At 37.0% G+C, this 17,813-nt stretch carries 14 protein-coding genes; 4 read left to right on the forward strand and 10 right to left on the reverse strand.

Annotation, left to right across the window (positions count from 1 at the left end):
* Positions 1–72 precede the first annotated feature (72 nt).
* Positions 73–1,503, forward strand: coding sequence for an FAD-binding protein (locus ACQKKK_RS13725; RefSeq protein ID WP_427616686.1), 1,431 nt, complete (start codon positions 73–75; stop codon positions 1,501–1,503).
* Positions 1,500–2,057, forward strand: a complete 558-nt coding sequence (locus ACQKKK_RS13730) for an MFS transporter (RefSeq protein ID WP_427616687.1) — start codon at positions 1,500–1,502, stop codon at positions 2,055–2,057. Before ACQKKK_RS13725 ends, ACQKKK_RS13730 begins: the two co-directional genes overlap by 4 nt.
* 311 nt (positions 2,058–2,368) lie before the next feature.
* Here ACQKKK_RS13730 and ACQKKK_RS13735 read toward each other — a convergent pair whose 3' ends face one another.
* Together ACQKKK_RS13735 and ACQKKK_RS13740 are read right to left on the reverse strand one after the other, a co-directional pair.
* Entirely contained in the window at positions 2,369–3,253 is an 885-nt protein-coding gene (locus tag ACQKKK_RS13735) for a DMT family transporter (protein ID WP_427616688.1), read from the reverse strand.
* A complete protein-coding gene (locus tag ACQKKK_RS13740) occupies positions 3,254–4,210 on the reverse strand; it encodes a DMT family transporter (protein WP_427616689.1) in 957 nt (318 codons plus the stop codon).
* A 117-nt stretch (positions 4,211–4,327) separates the two neighbouring features.
* On the opposite strand from ACQKKK_RS13740, the gene ACQKKK_RS13745 reads away from it, so the two are divergent.
* The gene (locus ACQKKK_RS13745; protein ID WP_427616690.1) at positions 4,328–5,671 is read left to right on the forward strand and encodes a PLP-dependent aminotransferase family protein; all 1,344 of its coding nucleotides are present in this window, start codon (positions 4,328–4,330) and stop codon (positions 5,669–5,671) included.
* A 753-nt stretch (positions 5,672–6,424) separates the two neighbouring features.
* On the opposite strand, the gene ACQKKK_RS13750 is transcribed toward ACQKKK_RS13745, so the two are convergent.
* Genes ACQKKK_RS13750 through ACQKKK_RS13765 form a run of 4 tightly spaced genes read right to left on the reverse strand, consistent with a single transcriptional unit; the run spans position 6,425 to position 11,536 of the window.
* Positions 6,425–7,798 carry a glutamine synthetase family protein gene (locus ACQKKK_RS13750; protein WP_427616691.1) on the reverse strand — a complete coding sequence of 458 codons (1,374 nt, stop codon included), beginning with the start codon at positions 7,796–7,798 and terminating at the stop codon, positions 6,425–6,427.
* On the reverse strand, positions 7,798–8,991 hold the full coding sequence (locus ACQKKK_RS13755; RefSeq protein ID WP_427616692.1) for a M20 metallopeptidase family protein: 1,194 nt from the start codon (positions 8,989–8,991) through the stop codon (positions 7,798–7,800). The genes ACQKKK_RS13750 and ACQKKK_RS13755 overlap by 1 nt, the downstream gene beginning before the upstream one ends.
* Positions 8,992–9,005: 14 nt before the next feature.
* Positions 9,006–10,370, reverse strand: a complete 1,365-nt coding sequence (locus ACQKKK_RS13760) for an APC family permease (protein ID WP_427616693.1) — start codon at positions 10,368–10,370, stop codon at positions 9,006–9,008.
* Positions 10,367–11,536, reverse strand: a complete 1,170-nt coding sequence (locus tag ACQKKK_RS13765) for an amidohydrolase family protein (RefSeq protein ID WP_427616694.1) — start codon at positions 11,534–11,536, stop codon at positions 10,367–10,369. Before ACQKKK_RS13765 ends, ACQKKK_RS13760 begins: the two co-directional genes overlap by 4 nt.
* A gap of 328 nt (positions 11,537–11,864) precedes the next feature.
* Between ACQKKK_RS13765 and ACQKKK_RS13770 the strand changes: the two genes are divergently transcribed.
* Complete coding sequence (locus ACQKKK_RS13770) at positions 11,865–13,628, forward strand: sigma 54-interacting transcriptional regulator (protein WP_427616695.1); 1,764 nt, start codon at positions 11,865–11,867, stop codon at positions 13,626–13,628.
* Positions 13,629–13,952: 324 nt separating this feature from the next.
* Here the strand turns inward: ACQKKK_RS13770 and ACQKKK_RS13775 are convergent, their stop codons facing one another.
* From ACQKKK_RS13775 to ACQKKK_RS13790, 4 genes are all read right to left on the reverse strand, one after another.
* A complete protein-coding gene (locus ACQKKK_RS13775; RefSeq protein ID WP_427616779.1) occupies positions 13,953–14,552 on the reverse strand; it encodes a nitroreductase family protein in 600 nt (199 codons plus the stop codon).
* A gap of 112 nt (positions 14,553–14,664) precedes the next feature.
* Entirely contained in the window at positions 14,665–15,642 is a 978-nt protein-coding gene (locus tag ACQKKK_RS13780) for a ring-cleaving dioxygenase (RefSeq protein ID WP_427616696.1), read from the reverse strand.
* A gap of 338 nt (positions 15,643–15,980) precedes the next feature.
* Complete coding sequence (locus ACQKKK_RS13785; RefSeq protein ID WP_427616697.1) at positions 15,981–16,904, reverse strand: DMT family transporter; 924 nt, start codon at positions 16,902–16,904, stop codon at positions 15,981–15,983.
* Positions 16,905–17,166: 262 nt separating this feature from the next.
* Positions 17,167–17,316: a hypothetical protein gene (locus ACQKKK_RS13790; protein ID WP_427616698.1), complete on the reverse strand. Its 150-nt coding sequence runs from the start codon at positions 17,314–17,316 to the stop codon at positions 17,167–17,169.
* Positions 17,317–17,813: the final 497 nt, after the last annotated feature.

Genomic DNA, 17,813 nt, shown 5'->3' on the forward strand with positions numbered 1-17,813 from the left:
ATAAAGTTCATACATTTTTATTATTTCACTTGAGTGTCATACAGATTTAACGAGGAGTCGAAAGCTAATTATATGAAACGATTTTTCTTTATCATCCTATATGCAATATTATTTGGTCTTTCCCTGCAGGCCTTCCATTTCAAGCTTGACCACCCTATTGCAGAAGATATAAGCCGGCTGATGCCAGTTAAAATGAAAGCGATAAAGGCAGGAGATAGTGAAGAAGCAATCAAAAAGGTCGTTTTGGAAGCTGCAAAAAATGATGATCCCATTTCCATTGCCGGAATGCAGCATAGCCAAGGGGGACAGACATTATATCCAAAAGGGATTCTGCTTGATATGAAGCAATATGATAAAATCCTTGATTTGGATGTAAAAGAAAAACGCATCACGGTCCAAAGCGGAGCAACCTGGGCTGATCTACAGGGATATATCAACCCATATGGACTTGCACTGAAGGTCAGTCAATCCCAAAACATTTTTACCATAGGCGGTTCTTTGAGCGTTAATGTCCATGGCCGCGATATCCGTCATCATGCCTTGATAGAAACCGTGGAATCTTTTAGATTGCTTAACGCAAAAGGACAAATCCTGACGGTGAGCCGAAAAGAAAATCCGGAGCTCTTCTCTTCGGTTATTGGCGGATATGGTTTGTTTGGAGTGATACTTGATGTGACCCTCCACCTTACCGATGACGAACTTTATAAAATTAAAACTAAATCACTCCATTATGATGAATATACATCGTATTTTAAAAGTGATGTTCTTCAAAACGATGATGTCAAAATGCATCTGGCAAGAATATCTGTTGCTCCTGGCTCCTATTTGGACGAAATGTATGTAACGGATTATTATAGGGCAGATGACCAAGCGCAGCTATCAAACTACAATACTCTTAAACGGGAAACGATCGTTGCCGTGCCTAAATTCTTTCTTGGTCTATCGCGTTATAATGACTGGGGTAAAAATAGGTTTTGGGAAACTCAAGAGACCTACACCGCCAATATTGATGGTAACTTGGTTTCCAGGAACAATGTGATGCGGTCGGACTCTGCCTTTATGGATTACAGCAATCCCTCCAAAACTGAAGTGCTGCAAGAATACTTCGTTCCGATAGATCAATTTGCTGATTATATCGATGATCTAAGAAAAACTTTATTAGATGAAAAAGATTTTAATTTATTAAATATTACCATTCGTTATGTGGAACATAATGATGAATCACTCATGTCCTATGCCAAAGATGATATGTTCGCTCTTGTAATGCTCATCAATCAAGGGATAGATAACGAAAGTAAGGAAAATACGGAAAGGGTCATCCGCGACATGATCAATGTGACGCTTGACCATAATGGCAGCTACTATTTGCCCTATTATGGGTATCCAACCAAGACACAATTATTTGAAGCTTACCCTCGTACTGAGGAATTCTTTCAATTAAAAAAGAAATATGATCCTGATAACCGCTTCATGAATCTTTTCTATGAGGAGTACCATCCATGAATTATAAACGTTTCGTTTTTTACCAAGGCACTGTTGGAATGGCCGCCAGCATGATCTTCCCTTTTTATATTTTGCTAATCAAAAATGTAGGTACCAGCTATTCGCAATTCGGATGGGCATATGGCATATTCTCACTGACTGCAGCACTTAGTTACCCTTTAATCGGAAAATTAACTGATAAATCCGGTGACAAAGCATTTCTCCTTATCTATTCATGGGGGATGGCACTAATCCTTCTTGCCTTTCCTCTCGCATATGAAATTTGGCATGTCTATCTCCTGCAAATTATTATGGGGGTGCTTGGCGCTGTTCAAAAAAATACTGAAAAAACGGTACTTGCAAGGTATGTTAAGAAAACTACAGCGGGTAAGGAAATTGGAAACTACCATGTTTGGACATCCATTGGTGCTGCAGCTGCCGTGATTGCAACCGGTTATTTAGTCGACTTTTTAACGATTGGGAGCATCTTTTATCTTGCATCCTTAATGTTTGCCTGGAGTGGATTTATTATAATGAAGATGGAGAAAAAAGCTTCACTATCTATTGCAGAATAAAAAACATAAGGATTTATTTCTGGTTAGCAATAATAAATCAGTTCCCCCCTTTTAGTAGAAGAAGCATCTGCTTTAACCTCAGTAGATTGCTTCTTCTTCCATAATTGAAATACATAATAGCGCCGATATAGAATCTAGTTAATAAAAAAATGGCTTGTAGTTCTTATGCTACCTCTATCAAAAATTCCATCTTACAAAGATAAATTAAACCAGCTCCCTTTACTCACTTTGGCATCACCATTTTTACGAATTCTAAAATTACTGCGTTTATTTGTACAAAGCTAACGGACCAGAGCATATATAATAAAATACTACTTTCTTATCAACTTGGTTATTATTTTTTCGTCCGATAAAACTAATGACATCATAATAACACCCATTCCAACCAACTGATGAATAGACAACACTTCATGTAAAAAGAAAAAGCCTAAAATCATTCCTATGACAGGCACTAAATAATTACTAAATGAAGTAAATAACGCGCCTTCTTGCCGAATCAGCTTATTAAATAATGCATAAACAACACCTGCATGGAAAATGCCTAAAATGACTAAGTAAATAGATTGAGATCGTTCTAAATCCAATTTGAATGATTGCTCAAACAAAAGGGACATGGGGATTAGAAATGCACTGGCAATCAGTAATACATTTCTCATATGAATAACGGAAGATCCTTCGTTTAATTTCTCCATGATAATCAATGATAATCCAAAACTCATGGCAGCCAATATCAATAGAATACTACCCTGAATACTATTAAAAAAGGTTTGGAATCCTTGTGTTGGCCAGGATACGAAAACAATACCTGCGAATCCGAATAGGATACTTGTAATCTCCGGCCTTGTGCTTTTTCTTTTGAAAAATGCTATTAAAAAGAGGATGGTAAAGACAGGAACCATTCCAATCAGCATCGCTGCGATACTGCTAGGCACCGTTTTCTGCCCTTGTGCAATAAACGCGAATGGCAGTACAACCTCGAAAACCGCAATGATTATATACCATTTATAATAACTCTTATTTACTCTTCGCTCTTCTTTCGATAAAAACAAACCAATGAAAAGTAAACAGATACTACCTATACATGCTTTGATGGCTGACAAAGTAATAACCCCAACATCATCTATAACTAATGCAATAAAGAAGAATTGAGATCCCCATATACCACTAATCAAGAGTAACAACACATATTTATTCATTCACTTTACCTCCCTTTTCATCAAAGGCTCGGCAATAGTCTTACTAATATGCTTTGACCGATTTCCACCAAAATAGTTCGTGCCGATTACACCAACAAGAATAATCATTGCACCTACAACGTGATAATAGTGAATGGTTTCATGTAAGAAAATTACCCCAGCTATGATCGTAATCAATGTCGCTAAATTACTAAAAACGCTCATTTTAGAGGCAGGTAATATAGATAATGCATAGTTTGATAAAAAACCAGTAAGCAGTGACGATAATGCACCAAGATATACGGTTGAAATGAGAAATGAACTACTTGTTAAGGGTAAAAAAAAGCTACTAATTGATTGATTAATTATATGGTTGATGATGGCCATACTATTAAAAGCAACAAAACCAAAGAACGTCATCACATAAGTTAACGTAAATAGTGAATATTGCTTTGTTAATGTCCTTGCTACCACATTATAGAAAGCGGCAGCAATCGAGGATAATAAAATCAGTATCGTTCCTTTCAGACTATGGGCCTCAAGTTGCAAGTCGTTCATGACAAAGATAAAGATAACCCCCATCACAGATAAATAAAGGAAAAATTTTTGACTTTTACCCGCATATTCGTTCAAAAATAATGAAGCTGATAATAACGTGAAAATTGGTATGGTCGCTTGGATAATACCCGCCTCTGAAGATGAGGTATATACGAGACCAAACACTTGAAAGGTAAAGAATGAAATTGGATAAAGGAGCACCAACGGAAGAATTTTCAAAGTATCCTTTGCACTGATTTCCACTGATGTTCTCCTATACAGCTTATAAATTATCGCGATCAAAAAAGCCATCGTAAATCTATGTGCCAATATATCTAGCGGACTCGCTTCCATTAATGATATTTTTGTAAAAATAAATGAAAATCCAATAATAAAAGCATATAGTATCGCCGCAAAATAGACTTTTTTTTGTTCTGGCAAATTGAGTCAATCCTCCTTTTTAACACCCGGCCGGTTGTTAATATCGTATTAAAAGCTTCACTACGATACAATACAAATAAGAAGCATCTGTAACGGTACAGTTTTTAGGAGGAATTCATGTTAAAATACGAAGCTTTGTTTAATGAATTTGAATCTCTCATCCAAAATGGACAGCTGAAAGCTGGCTTTAAACTCCCATCGATTCGTCGATTAAGCGAACAACATCAATATAGTAAAAGTACAGTCTTGAAAGCCCTGCAAGAATTGGAAAAAAGGCATTTAATCTACGCGGTTCCTAAAAGTGGATATTATGTCGTTCAAAAAGAATTTGATGGTAAAAGTGAACCAACAGCGGAAATCGACTTTGTTACTTCCGCCCCCTCTTGGCATCAATTTCCGTATCATGACTTTCAACATTGTATCAACAAAGCCATCGATACGTATCAGCAAGAATTGTTTATCTATGGCACTCCAAAAGGACTACCCACTTTAATTAAAGTGATACAAAAACAATTAGAGCAGTATCAGGTATTCGGAAAAGAAGAACAGATTTTCATTACTTCTGGCGTGCAACAAGCACTTTCCTTATTAACGCTCATCCCATTTCCTAATGAACGTACCCATATACTTGTTGAACAGCCTAGTTATCATCTATTTGTGGAGCAATTGAAAGCCTACAAGATTTCCGTGCTAGGAATCCAACGAACAGCAGCAGGTATTGATTTTGGGGAATTAGAGCGGATTTTCAGCAGTCAGAAAATTAAATTCTTTTATACGATGCCTCGTTTCCATAATCCGTTAGGGACTTCTTATTCTAAAAAGGATCGAGAAGAGATACTAAAACTTGCTGTAAAGTATGGTGTCTATATTGTAGAAGATGATTATTTAGCAGATTTCGAAGAGAATATGAAGGTAGACCCCATTTTTTCCGGGGATACTCATCACATGGTCATTTATTTAAAAAGCTTCTCTAAAATAATGTTTCCAGGATTGCGCATAGGTGTTGCGGTATTGCCTAAACCATTAGCGGTCAGCTTTCAACTATATAAAAGAACAGCGGATATTGATAGTTCAATGATTTCACAAGCAGCCTTGGAAATCTATATAAAGAGCGGTATGTTTGAACGCCATAGAAACAAAGTACGTCTGTCCTATCTAGGGCGTGCAAAATTGCTATATGATGCTCTAGAAAAGCACTCTGCTCAAGGCTTTTATCGCCCATCATCCATATGTATGAACGCTCATATCATACTGCCTCATCGTTTAAATAGTGCTCACCTCATCAAAAACTTACAAAATCAACAAGTACTGGTAGAGACGATAGGTCAAAATTATATAGATGGTTTTCACCAGGAAAAAATATTAAAGATAAACGTTTCCAATACAAATATACAAAAACTTGAACAAGGAATAGCTCTCATTTTTAAAGAATTGAATAACAAGCAAAATTATTACATATAAAATACCGTAACAAAAAAACATGTGTAAAAAGTGGCCTAAAAAAAGAAACCAAGAAAACCATCGCAAGCTAAAGGCTCTCAAGAGGCACATCTAGCCAAATTAAAATACTTACGTGCAGAGAATGCCTATCTTAAAAAGTTGAATTCCTTCGTTCACGAAAAGGAAGCCTTCCACAGAAAGACAAAATGAAAGTAATCCATGAACTACAATTTGATTTAAATTTGAAATTCTATCGATTTCTAACATGGTAAGGAGTACGTTCTATTATTGGGTAAACGTCGGGCTGAGGATAAATACACAGAAATAAATCCTTTATCGAAGAGATTTTCCATGCATAAAGGGCGTTTTGTGTATCGCCGCATCGCCCTAGAATTACGTAACCGAGGTGCTTGCATCAAGCATAAAAAAGTTCTCCGATTGAAACGAGTATTCCGAGAAATCATCAAGATCTAATTCAATAGATGAAACAGGTCATCCATAATTTAGCTTATGTGTGGAATAAATAAAACCTACATTGATTGATGCGATTCATTATAAAGAAAAAAAAGAAATGATTAAAGCAGTAGAAGGTACGTTCTGCAATACCATAATTATGATAAAAGTTCTAAAGCTATAAGTATACTCCATTAAATAGCCTTTGCTTCCTTAAGCAAAGGCTATTTAATGGTATTTGCAGTTTATATATTAATATTACTTATCTTTCCTAAAAAGCCCTAATTCTCACTATACTCAATTAAGAACATTTATAAAGAACTAGAATCTCCTAGCAAATAGATTTCGTTCCCAATCACTTACATGTTTGCTGAACTTATCCCATTCTGTCCGTTTGATCTTTATAAATTCTTCCCATATCGTTCTACCGATGGTTTGTGCTAATACAGAGTCTTCGGAAAGAGCTTGAATTGCTTCATTTAAGTTTCTTGGAACCCAGCTAATTTCATTTTCTTTTAATTGGAACTCGCTCGCTTTGCTAACATCAAATTCGATGGGCTCACCAGGATTCATTTGGTTTTGAATACCTCGAAGACCGGCAGCAACCAAACATGCAGCAAGGAGATACGGATTACAAGTTCCGTCTGCTCCCCTATATTCAAATCTTCTTGTACGTCTTTTTTCAGGAATACGTACTAATACTGAACGATTTCCTGAACCATAACAAATATGTGCAGGTGCCCATGAGCCTGGCTGCATTCTTTTATATGAATTAATACTCGGGGCACCTATTGCTATTAGGGAAGATCCATGTTTTAAAAGTCCACCAATAAAGTGATAGGCTTTTTCGGACATATCAAGGCCACGTTGATCAGTAGAATCTTCGAATAAGTTGTCACCATTCTCGTCAAATAAACTAATATGAACATGAAGGCCGCTTCCAGCAAGATTTTGAAATGGTTTCGGCATTAATGTGCCCACTAATCCTTTGTCCCGGGCAATCTGTTTATATAAATGCATGAAGGTAACTTGATCATCAGCTGCTTTCAATGCATTCGTATATTTTAAATTAATTTCGAGTTGACCTGGACCGTATTCACTTGATAATTGTTCGGTTTCTACACCCATAGTCTCAAGCGAATACACAAAATCTTGAATGAAGTCCTCTTGAATGTCTGCTCCTTCTATTGAAAAACAATGGCTGTTATCTGCTGGAACAAGTTGCCCGTCTTGTTCCTTTAATAAATATGCTTCCTGCTCAAAGGCCATATTCATTTTTCCGCCAAGAAGTGTTTCCACCTCATTCAAAAGACGCTTTAAAGCACTTCTTGGGCAACCATGCCATGGATCACCGTTTAGATCTACAAGATCACAAAGCATGCGTGCAGTGTTTTTACGATATGGGAGGATGGCAAATGTATTTAAGTCAGGGATGGCAAAAAAGTCACCATCATTGGGACCAAATGTAGGATTTGCAATGTATTCATCAAAAACATCATAACTCATGATAGCTGTACTAAAGTTAATCCCCTTATCCATAGTAGCCTCAAGTTGGTTTGGACGGACTGTTCTTCCACGAGTTATCCCTGCATAATCTAAAAACTCCATCCGGATGAATTCAATTTTTTCTTTTTTTACAATTTCAAGAACTTTCGCTTTTGTCATGACCTCTTTGCTTTTTTCTTCTGTCATCATTATTGATCGACTCCTTTTTGTAGTCTGTTCAATATAATAAATGTGAACAATTCGACTCCTATCACAATGATTGATTCATCAAATTCAAATTGTGGGTGGTGTAAATCAAATACCTGCTTACCTTCAATTGCTGTACCAAGCCTGAAATATGCGCTTGGTACCTTTTTAGCAAATTCTCCAAAATCATCCGCTCCCATCGATGGTTCCTTTAAATGGACCACTTTATCAGGACCGAAAATTCCAATTGCACTTTCTTCAACTGCTCTTGTCATTAACTCACTATTTATGACTGGGGGAAGCCCCTCCTTATAATGGACTGTAGCTTTTCCACTAAATGCCTCTGCTAGCTGTTTACATAGATTGCTGACCTGGGATTTTAATTTATTTCTAGTTTCATATGTGACGGCTCTTATCGTTCCTTCTAATACAACACGATTGGCCACGATGTTGCTAGCTGTACCCCCGTTTATTTTTCCTACATGAACAACGACGGGTTCTACTGGATTACTAGATTTTGTTACAAGCGTATGAAGGGCCTGTATAATTTGGGAACTGATTGTAATCGCATCAATTGCTTGATGTGGTCTTGCACTATGTCCACTTTCTCCTTCAATTTCAATCACAAAGTCATCACACGATGCAGTAATTGCCCCATATTTCACGCCGATCGTCCCATGTGGCAAATGTGGCCATAAATGAAGCGCCAACATTCCATCCACGGATGGGCTCTCTAGCACACCGAGATCAATTAAATGCTGAGCAGCACCATCTGCTTCCTCCCCAGGCTGAAAGATACAACGAACACGTCCTGCTAATTTGCTTCTTTGCTTAAAGAGTTGATAAGCCGTTCCGAGTAGAATCGTCGTATGACCGTCATGACCACAGGCATGCATAACACCTTGATTCATGGATGAAAATGGAAGACCAGTTTGTTCCTGAATCGGGAGGGCATCAATATCCGCTCTAATCCCGATATGAGGTCCCCCACCATTTTCACCAATAATGTCTACGAAAATCCCTGTTTCTCCTATTTTATTATAAGGAATTCCCCATTGTTTTAATATTTTTGCAATATAATCACAAGTATTATATTCCTGAAACGAAAGCTCAGGATACTGATGAATATACCGACGAACTTCAATTAGTTTACTAGAAAGTTCCTCGTTTACTTGAACCCCTCTGTTAATGACCACTCTGTAGTACCTCCTTACATGGATTTACCTTTTCCAACAGTGTTTGAACTTTTTTTAGTTTTGTTGAAAATCTTAAATAGAATGTACAGAATCCCCATCCAAATTACACCACGGACTAAAGTTATTGGTGAACCAACGAAACTACCGAAAAACACAATCATTATCCCTATGAATCCAAGAATCGGGAACAATGGATAAAGGGGCTGATTCCATGCGAGTCGCTTCACTTCTTGAAGATTGTTTCTACGATACAGAACGCCAGCTACTAGCGCCAATGACCATGAAATTAACCACGCGAATACCATTTGATTAGAAAGCTCAATATAGAGGAAATTTGGATTCGAAGAACCTAAGAAGACCAAAGCAATAGAAAGAAGCCAAACAACTGTAATCCCATATACTGGAGTCCCTGTTTTTGGATGAATACGTCCAAAGAATGCAGGTAGATAGCCGCTTTTTGCTTGAGCATAAAAAATACGAGAAGAAGCATAGAATGTTCCCATTAATAAACAAGTAGCCGCTGCAATCCAAGCTGTCATATTCATGATGTAGGCACCAGCAATGCCAAATACCATTTCAGCTGCTACAGTGAATGGAGAACTATCTATCGTGATTTCATTCCAGGGAATTAGTCCTTGTAATACAAACTGGGCGGCTGAATATAAAATTAAAAAGGTAATACTTGCCCAGATCATTGCTTTTGGTAAATCTTTTGGATTTTTAACTTCACCACCCGCGGTTGTTAAAGTAACTGCGCCCAAGTAAGCATATGCACCTAATGGAATAGCTGACCAGAACCCTTCGGCACCATGTGGTAGGAAAGGTGTGAAATGATTTATATTAATATCCTTTAATCCAATAATCGAAAAAAGTGCCATGATGATTGTCATGATGGCTACTAACAACAGCTGAGTTTTAGCAGCGATTTCAGTTCCAAGAATATTTAAGATCGCAAAAATCGAAATAAATAGGATCGAGAAAAACAGTGGCCAAAAATCACCCTGAAGCTGCGGGAAAAACCACATTGTTATTTTTCCTATTCCAATCCCCACGCTCCCCCCTGCAATAACCCACCCGATTGCAAAGGTAAATCCAGCTAAAAACCCCCACCATTTTCCCATGAAGCGGTCAACCCAATGCGACATTGCTCCTGCACTCGGCATCCCTACAGCCAACTCTCCCAGCGCAATCAGCAAAAATAATTGCGAAAATCCTGCTATCCCATAAGCAACAATCGACCCAGGTCCTGCTATTGCAATTCCCTGACCCATTAAAAGGAAAATCCCATCCCCAATAACAGATCCAACACCGAGAGCCCAAACAGCCCAAAACCCCAATTTCTTTTGAGGATTTAGCTCTAATTCACTTTGATTACTCATATTTTATCCTCTCTTAAATGATTCTGATAAACATTTTCAAAATTGCGAAAAAGCACCATCTCACCGATAATATGAGCTGTTTCCGAATCCATATAATCCGCTTTAATCCAGGAATTTAGCACATTTTCGAAACACTCTTTAAACAAGTGAACTCCTAGCCAATTCATTTCGGGTACTGTAAAGGCATCTGAACCGTACATCACCTTATCAAATGGTGCAAATTCAAATACCTGGGATATAATCCGCTTTACACCATGTCCGCTAAATGGATTTTGTAATGATAGATCCATATATACATTTGGAAGAATACTGACAATGAAAGCTGCTTCTTCTATCCATGGATATCCACCGTGGACGAGGTGTACTTTTGTATTTACATATTTTTCATCTCTAAGCATATCGATTAAAAAGCTAGGACTTGCTTTAGGAAGAACTACTTCTCCATCACCGATTCCAGTATGGATATGCATTACTTTATTTGATTTTGTGCATTCCTCCATTGCAACATGAAGACAATAATCTCGAAAGTTTTTTGCCTTCTCACGACTGTTTTCTTTAAATTCTTTATATTCATCAGCTGCAAGCTTTTCATCTTTTTTTGAGATTTCTAAACCGCTTCGATAAGCAATGATCGATTTTAGCCCAACAACTCCATCTTGTTTTAATGCTTTAGCTAGATTGGTTCGATATTTCTCTCTAAAATCAGCAAATTTTTGACACTCTTTACTTAATTTAACCATGACAGGTTCTATACGATGAATCTCCCATATTCGCGCACCACATAAATCAGTATAATCTTCTTTACTTAATGGCGGCTGAGGATAACCGAAATCAGCTATCACTCCAGTTAGCTTAGCATCTGAAAACAGCTCACGAGTATATTTTCTAAAATCAGTGGCCCTTGCATTGCGTTCATTTACAACAGCTTCAAGTGTTGTCTCACATGAAAAATATTTTGCTAAACGCTGTATGAGGATTTGAACCCACATATTACTTCCTGGAAAGGGCTGTTTTTTTACTCGCTTATAATGTTCTGGGACTTGATTTGGAATGATAGAAAGAGATAACTTTCTTACAAATTCTTCGGGAGTATAAGGCTCCATATTTGCTAAATATGGATGTGCATGAACATCAATCGCCTGAATTTCTTTTAATGATACCTTCAAATTTATCTCTCCCTTTTATTTTTTATATTTTTTCTTCTTATTTTTTTAGATGCAATTATCATGCCATTTGATCAAAGATTAAAGAAAAATTTGAAAACCTACTATTTAGGTAGTTGAGCACTAAATTTTTGCTTGTTACACTAAATCAAGATGTAAAATAAATTGCGAAAGAAAAAATTTTTGCGTTAATTTTTTTGCTTTTTTCAATATAAAAAACTTTTTATGATATTTAATCCTATGGAGTTATGATAATATTTTGATAGATAATGAATATACTGGAATTTTCAGATATTAATAGTGGCTTTTATTCTCGAAGGAGGGTAATTATATGAATGAGATGACCAAGCTCTCATTAGAAGATGTTTGGAATCTATCATTTGACTCAATGATTCTTGTTAGTGAAGAGGGAAATATTGTTTCATTAAATCGACCAGCTACAAGATTGTTTTCGGAAAGTCCTTCTACTCTGATTGGTTCTTCTATTTTCGAAATTATTCCATCTGAAGATTTCCGAAAAAAATTTCAGAAAATTGAGAAAACAGGTATACCCATTTCATTAGGTACAAAACAATTAATTGCAAATATTTCCTTTTTTAGTAACGAAAATACTTATGATACATATCTTTTAACCTTAAAAGATATTTCACAAATACAGTTGCTCCGTCATCAAATACAAAAAATGAATAAAACTAAACAATTATATGATGTCATTCTTGATCAGCTAGATGAGGGAATTTGTGTTATTGACGAGCATGGAACAATCCTTTTTTATAACCGTAAGTCTGGTGAATTGGATACGTTGGAGCCTGATTCAGTTCGAAATAAACGGGTTCACGATGTTTGGAACTTGGATGAAACCACAAGCACATTGTTAACATCCGTTCGAACCAAAAGGACGCTTAATCATAGAGAAACCCAATTCTCAACCAACGGAAAATCTATTACGTCTCTAGTTCGGACGATACCACTAATTTTTGATGGAAGCATTGCTGGTGCCATGGAAATTTCAAAGGATATTACCGAACAAAAACAACTTTCCAAAACAATCATGCAACTGCAAAAACAGGATCAAGGTACTGAAAAGTCCCAATGCCCCCATTCCTCACGAAAAAACAATACTCGATTTCAGTTTGAAAGTATTATTTTTTCTAGCCGGGAGATGGCCCAAACTGTTGAACAAGCCCGTCGTTCCTCGCGATCAAAATCAAATATCTTAATCTATGGTGAAACGGGAACTGGTAAAGAGCTTTTCGCTCAAAGCATCCATAATGAAAGTCCGAGAAAAGACAAATCTTTCATTGCACAAAATTGTGCTGCCCTCCCTGAGTCCTTACTTGAAAGCTTGCTTTTTGGTACCACTGCCGGAAGCTTCACCGGGGCCGTTGATAGGGCTGGTTTATTTGAACAAGCAAATTATGGAACGCTCATGCTTGATGAAGTTAACTCGATGAGTACAAACTTACAGGCAAAGCTTTTACGAGTTCTTCAAGAACGGAAGGTTCAACGCTTAGGTTCTCCAAAAGTAATTGATATGGATGTTCGAGTCATCGCTACGATAAATGAAGAGCCGTTAAAAGCCATTTCCAACGGGCGACTCCGTGAAGATTTATATTATCGTCTAGGTGTCGTAAACTTAGTGATTCCCCCTCTAAGAAATCGAAAAGAAGATATAAAAGGATTAATTGAACATTTTATTAATAAACACGCTGACATTTTAGGTGTAACGATTGACGAATTAGATTCGGATATTTTTCAGTATTTCATGAATTATCATTGGCCAGGCAACGCCCGTCAATTAGAACATGTCATTGAGGGCTGTTTGAATCTTGTTTATGATGAGCGCACAATAGGTTATGATCATTTGCCACCTATTTTCAAAAATAAAATTCAACAGCAAGAAACGCTTTTGCTAAAAGAACAGTCATTACAGTTTTCAGGAAGTCTACCAGAGCAGATTGAAAGTTTGGAGCGCACCATGATCGAGCAGGCAATGAATAGTACAAAAGGAAATATTACCAAAGCTGGGGAACATCTTAGTATTTCAAGGCAAAGTCTCAAATACAAGCTGAAAAAATATCAGATACACTTTTAAAATGAGGAAACGCCATGCAACATTCCTTTTTTAATGCTAATGATCAAGTAATAGTGATGAGTTGAAATTCTGTTTCATCGAATTTATGTAAAAACCGCCAGAGGAACACATACCATTGAAGTATCAGAAAAGAGCCCTTTGATTTAACAGCAGCTGGGTTGTCGTGGGTATAGAAATCCTAGAAGTAAACAATAAGATTAATATGATAACTTGATTCAAAGGATTGTGATAAAATACCGTAACTAAAAGCATGTGCAAAATGAGCACAAACAAAAAAGAGCCAATTAGAATTGGCTCTCAACAATGTTTCTCTTACAGTCCACTTTATTTATAAAATTTTATTCGATCCTCAAGTGGTTTGAACTCTTTATCACCCGGTTGAGCTGTTGGATTTCCAAATGGCATTTGTGCAATCAATTTCCAATTACTTGGAACATTCCATTCTTTTTTCACTTCATCATCAATTAGAGGATTATAATGCTGTAAAGTTGCTCCCATCCCTTCTGCTTCAAGTGCAGTCCAAACAACTAATTGGTGCATGCCTGATGTTTGTTGTGACCAGATAGGGAAGTTATCGGCATAAGTTGCAAATTGTTCTTGAAGTGATTTCACAACAGTTTCATCTTCAAAGAATAAAACTGAACCATATCCCGCTTTAAAGGAATCCATTTTTTGTTGAGTGCCAGAGAAATCTCCCTCTCCAACCGCTTTCCTTAACGCTTGAGTCGTAATATCCCATAATTTATCATGTGCTGAGCCTGTCAAAACAACAAGGCGGGAAGATTGAGAATTAAAAGCCGATGGCGTGTGTTTTACGGCAAATTCAACAATTTCTTTAATTTTCTCATCCGATACTTGAACCTCTTTATTGATTCCATAATATGAACGTCTCTCTTTAATGGCCGTGTAAAAATCTTTTGTCATCATTCATTCCTCCAGAACCTGATTTCTATTTCTAATGATTTTATTCCATGTTTTATTTCTACCTGTTTTAGTATGGGCATAAACCAATATATAATTCGCAAAACGCTATCAATTATTCTTTAATGAATTCCTTGGTGCTTCTTACTGTATCAATGGGACGGACCAATTTTTCGATTTGACCCCTTTTCGGTTCTAAGAACGGTGGTAAAGATAACTTTTCCCCAAGGCTTTCATATGGCTCATCCCCCATAAATCCAGGACCATCCGTGGCAAACTCGAATAAAATTTGCGGCGCCACTCGTACGTAAAGCGATTCAAAAAAGTGACGATCAACATAACCAGACGTATGAAATTGGAAGCTTTCCATTCTTTTGATCCATTCTTCCAGAACGGAACGGTCTTCTACACGGAAGGCTGTATGGTGAACAGTTCCAAACCCCTGCCGTGCCTGAGGAAGGATCGAATTATGTTCGACAATTACTTGTGCACCATTCCCACCTTCCCCTACTTCGAATAAATGAAATGATCCTTCTTTACCTATTTCTTTAAATAATAAAACTTTTTCCAACATTTCTTTAAAATAATCAAAGTTGGCAATCCGAATAAAAATGGGGCCTAATCCTGTAATAGCATATTCTAAAGGAATTGGTCCTTTTTGCCATGGTATACCGGCAGCAACACCTTCATTGTTTTCATCTGAAATCAATTGATATTGCTGGTCATCAAAATCAACAAAAGAAATGATCTTTTTACCAAATTGTTCTTGAATTCCGGTATTTTTAACCTCTAGACGATCAAAACGTTTAACCCAATAATCTAATGCTGCATCATTCGGTACACGGAAGGATGTTTTTGAAATTTCATTAGTCCCATGCACTCCTTTTGGAATACCAGGAAAGTCGAAGAAAGTCATGTCAGTACCTGGACCGCCTACATCGTCAGCAAAAAACAGGTGATACGTTTGGATATCATCTTGGTTAACTGTTTTCTTGACTAAACGCATGCCTAATATATTTGTGAAAAATTCATAATTCTTTTCTGCACTGCTTGTTATGGCCGTTACGTGGTGTATTCCTTTTAATCCGTTCATATTTTATTCCTCCCATTAAAACGATTCAACTTTTGGATGTTCAGCTTTTTCCTTAATTCCCTACATTCTTCCTTCAATAAGAGTGGCCTATTCATTAAGGAGGTTTATTATCTCGAATTAATATATCTTTATTTAAAGGTAATTTATCATGAATAACAATTGTTGTCAACAACATTACCTTAAATTAATATATCTCAACTTCAAAATAATTTAAACAAAAAAAAAACACCCTTGTCCATTTTCAAGTCTTGGCAAAGAATCAGAATTAAATGTGTTTCAATACGAAAGCCCCCAGGAAAAAACAATACCTTTACGTGAGGGCTATTTCGTTTTGTTTTTTATTTTACGTGACGCAATTCCCCTTGTTTTCCGGATGAAGAGTTTGTACCATCTTTTTCTTTTGACTTCTTAGAAGAAAGATAAACTCCTGCGAAAATAATCAGCAGGCCAACAATTACATTAGGATTAATCGCTTCTCCAAGCAGGACATAGCCCCAAACCATAGCGGTTGCAGGAATAAGATATGTAACCGTTGCGGCTAACTCTGGGCTGCCATTTTTATTGATGTAGAAGTAGATCAGATGGCCGAGCCCAGAGCCAAAACACCCAAGACCGACTATGGATAAAATCGTTAGCGGTTCCATCAACATCACTGGCTTAATCGGCTCTGTTATTAGCATCCCGATCAAACCGATAACGGCACCCGTGAGCAGCGTAAACGTCGTAATGACCAAGATACTGGTATTGGAAAGAAATCTTTTCGTAAATTGGCCGGCAAAACCATAACAGGTGGACGCTAGCAGCATTGTCCCAATCCCGATGAATTCCTTGCCGAAAAGCTGACCGACTTGAAAATCCATCAATACTAGTATTCCGAAAAAACCGATAAGAATGCCCAGCCATTGTCGGGCGGTTAGAACATATGAAAAAATGATAAATCCGATGATCCCCGTCCAGATCGGAGTGGTTGCATTAAGAATCGAAGCCGTGCTGCTATTAATCTCTGTTTCACTTAAAGCTATTAATCCCCATGCTAATCCGCAATTGAAGATTCCGACAACGACCAGTGCTTTCCACGGCAATTTCCAGTTGATACTCCTGCGCTTCAACCATAAAATGGGGAGCAGCATAACAGCACCTGCCAAACAGCGGAGAAAAACAATCCCCCAAATGCCCGCTGGCGGGAGCAGCCACTTCATAAAAACAAACGATAAACCCCATATCAAACTAAGGCCGATTAAAGCCCCGTATAATCGAAGCATGATGTTCCCCCCTTCCTACTTTCTTATTATGACAAACATTGTTAGGGATTTCATATAAAATATAAGATGAACTTGAAATTTATTTTCTGCCAAAATCGTTATAGGATAAACAAAACCTTATAAAGGAAGGATCAAAATGCCATAGATTTCGAATCCACATAAATGTTTTTTCATGTCATAAAAAACAAAAGAAATGCAACGACGATTCCTGGTTCAAAATGAAATAGGCCGATTGCAGCCGAAAGTATAAGCATTCCGTGGGCTATCCATTGCTTAACGCCTTATCAGTTTGGAGGGGAAACCAGTAACCGCTAAATGCAGAAAACATTACTAGATCTGCCTCGGTTATAGTACGTCCTTTCGACAAGCACGTTTCACCGATTGCATATTGATGGAAATATTTATTAAACATTATTTCATTATCCTTTTATTTGGGATCAAATCAATAGTCATAAAATTCAGATATCAAACACTATATAATTTAGTGATAATTCTTAAAATCAACACAAATATTTTCATATAGAAGACGTATTATTCCATTGTTCTATAGAATACTATAAATCATTGTATTTATCCTTTAATCTATTGAATGAATCTCAAAAAGCAAGAAAAAACAGACGAACCGATTGATTAATAATCATTAGCTACTAATCTTCCCCTTAAGTTGAAGAGGTGATTTTTCCCTTTAATTTGAAAGTATGATAATGTTAAGAATCACACTTTCAAAAGGCCGCCAATTGGCAGCCTCCTTCTCTATCTGTTTTTACATAATGCCCTTATTGAAGGCTTCGCAAAACTAAACTTCCCTCCAAATGAAACAGTAAAGAGGGTTAAACAGAGCAGATGGAAACTCTTTGCAATGCTTTTAGGGAACAACCCAAAGATTTGTTCCTCTTATACAAATGAGTG

It is taken from the genome of Peribacillus sp. NPDC006672 (assembly GCF_050274955.1).
GTDB lineage: Bacteria > Bacillota > Bacilli > Bacillales > DSM-1321 > Peribacillus.

Excerpts from the sequence above, each read along its gene's own strand:
- ACQKKK_RS13775 (WP_427616779.1), bottom strand. The coding sequence starts at position 14,552 with ATGACAAAAGATTTTTACACGGCCATTAAAGAGAGACGTTCATATTAT.
- ACQKKK_RS13735 (WP_427616688.1), bottom strand. The coding sequence starts at position 3,253 with ATGAATAAATATGTGTTGTTACTCTTGATTAGTGGTATATGGGGATCT.
- ACQKKK_RS13745 (WP_427616690.1), top strand. The coding sequence starts at position 4,328 with ATGTTAAAATACGAAGCTTTGTTTAATGAATTTGAATCTCTCATCCAA.
- ACQKKK_RS13730 (WP_427616687.1), top strand. The coding sequence starts at position 1,500 with ATGAATTATAAACGTTTCGTTTTTTACCAAGGCACTGTTGGAATGGCC.
- ACQKKK_RS13790 (WP_427616698.1), bottom strand. The coding sequence starts at position 17,316 with ATGTTTAATAAATATTTCCATCAATATGCAATCGGTGAAACGTGCTTG.
- ACQKKK_RS13750 (WP_427616691.1), bottom strand. The coding sequence starts at position 7,798 with ATGATGACAGAAGAAAAAAGCAAAGAGGTCATGACAAAAGCGAAAGTT.
- ACQKKK_RS13760 (WP_427616693.1), bottom strand. The coding sequence starts at position 10,370 with ATGAGTAATCAAAGTGAATTAGAGCTAAATCCTCAAAAGAAATTGGGG.
- ACQKKK_RS13780 (WP_427616696.1), bottom strand. The coding sequence starts at position 15,642 with ATGAACGGATTAAAAGGAATACACCACGTAACGGCCATAACAAGCAGT.
- ACQKKK_RS13725 (WP_427616686.1), top strand. The coding sequence starts at position 73 with ATGAAACGATTTTTCTTTATCATCCTATATGCAATATTATTTGGTCTT.
- ACQKKK_RS13785 (WP_427616697.1), bottom strand. The coding sequence starts at position 16,904 with ATGCTTCGATTATACGGGGCTTTAATCGGCCTTAGTTTGATATGGGGT.
- ACQKKK_RS13770 (WP_427616695.1), top strand. The coding sequence starts at position 11,865 with ATGAATGAGATGACCAAGCTCTCATTAGAAGATGTTTGGAATCTATCA.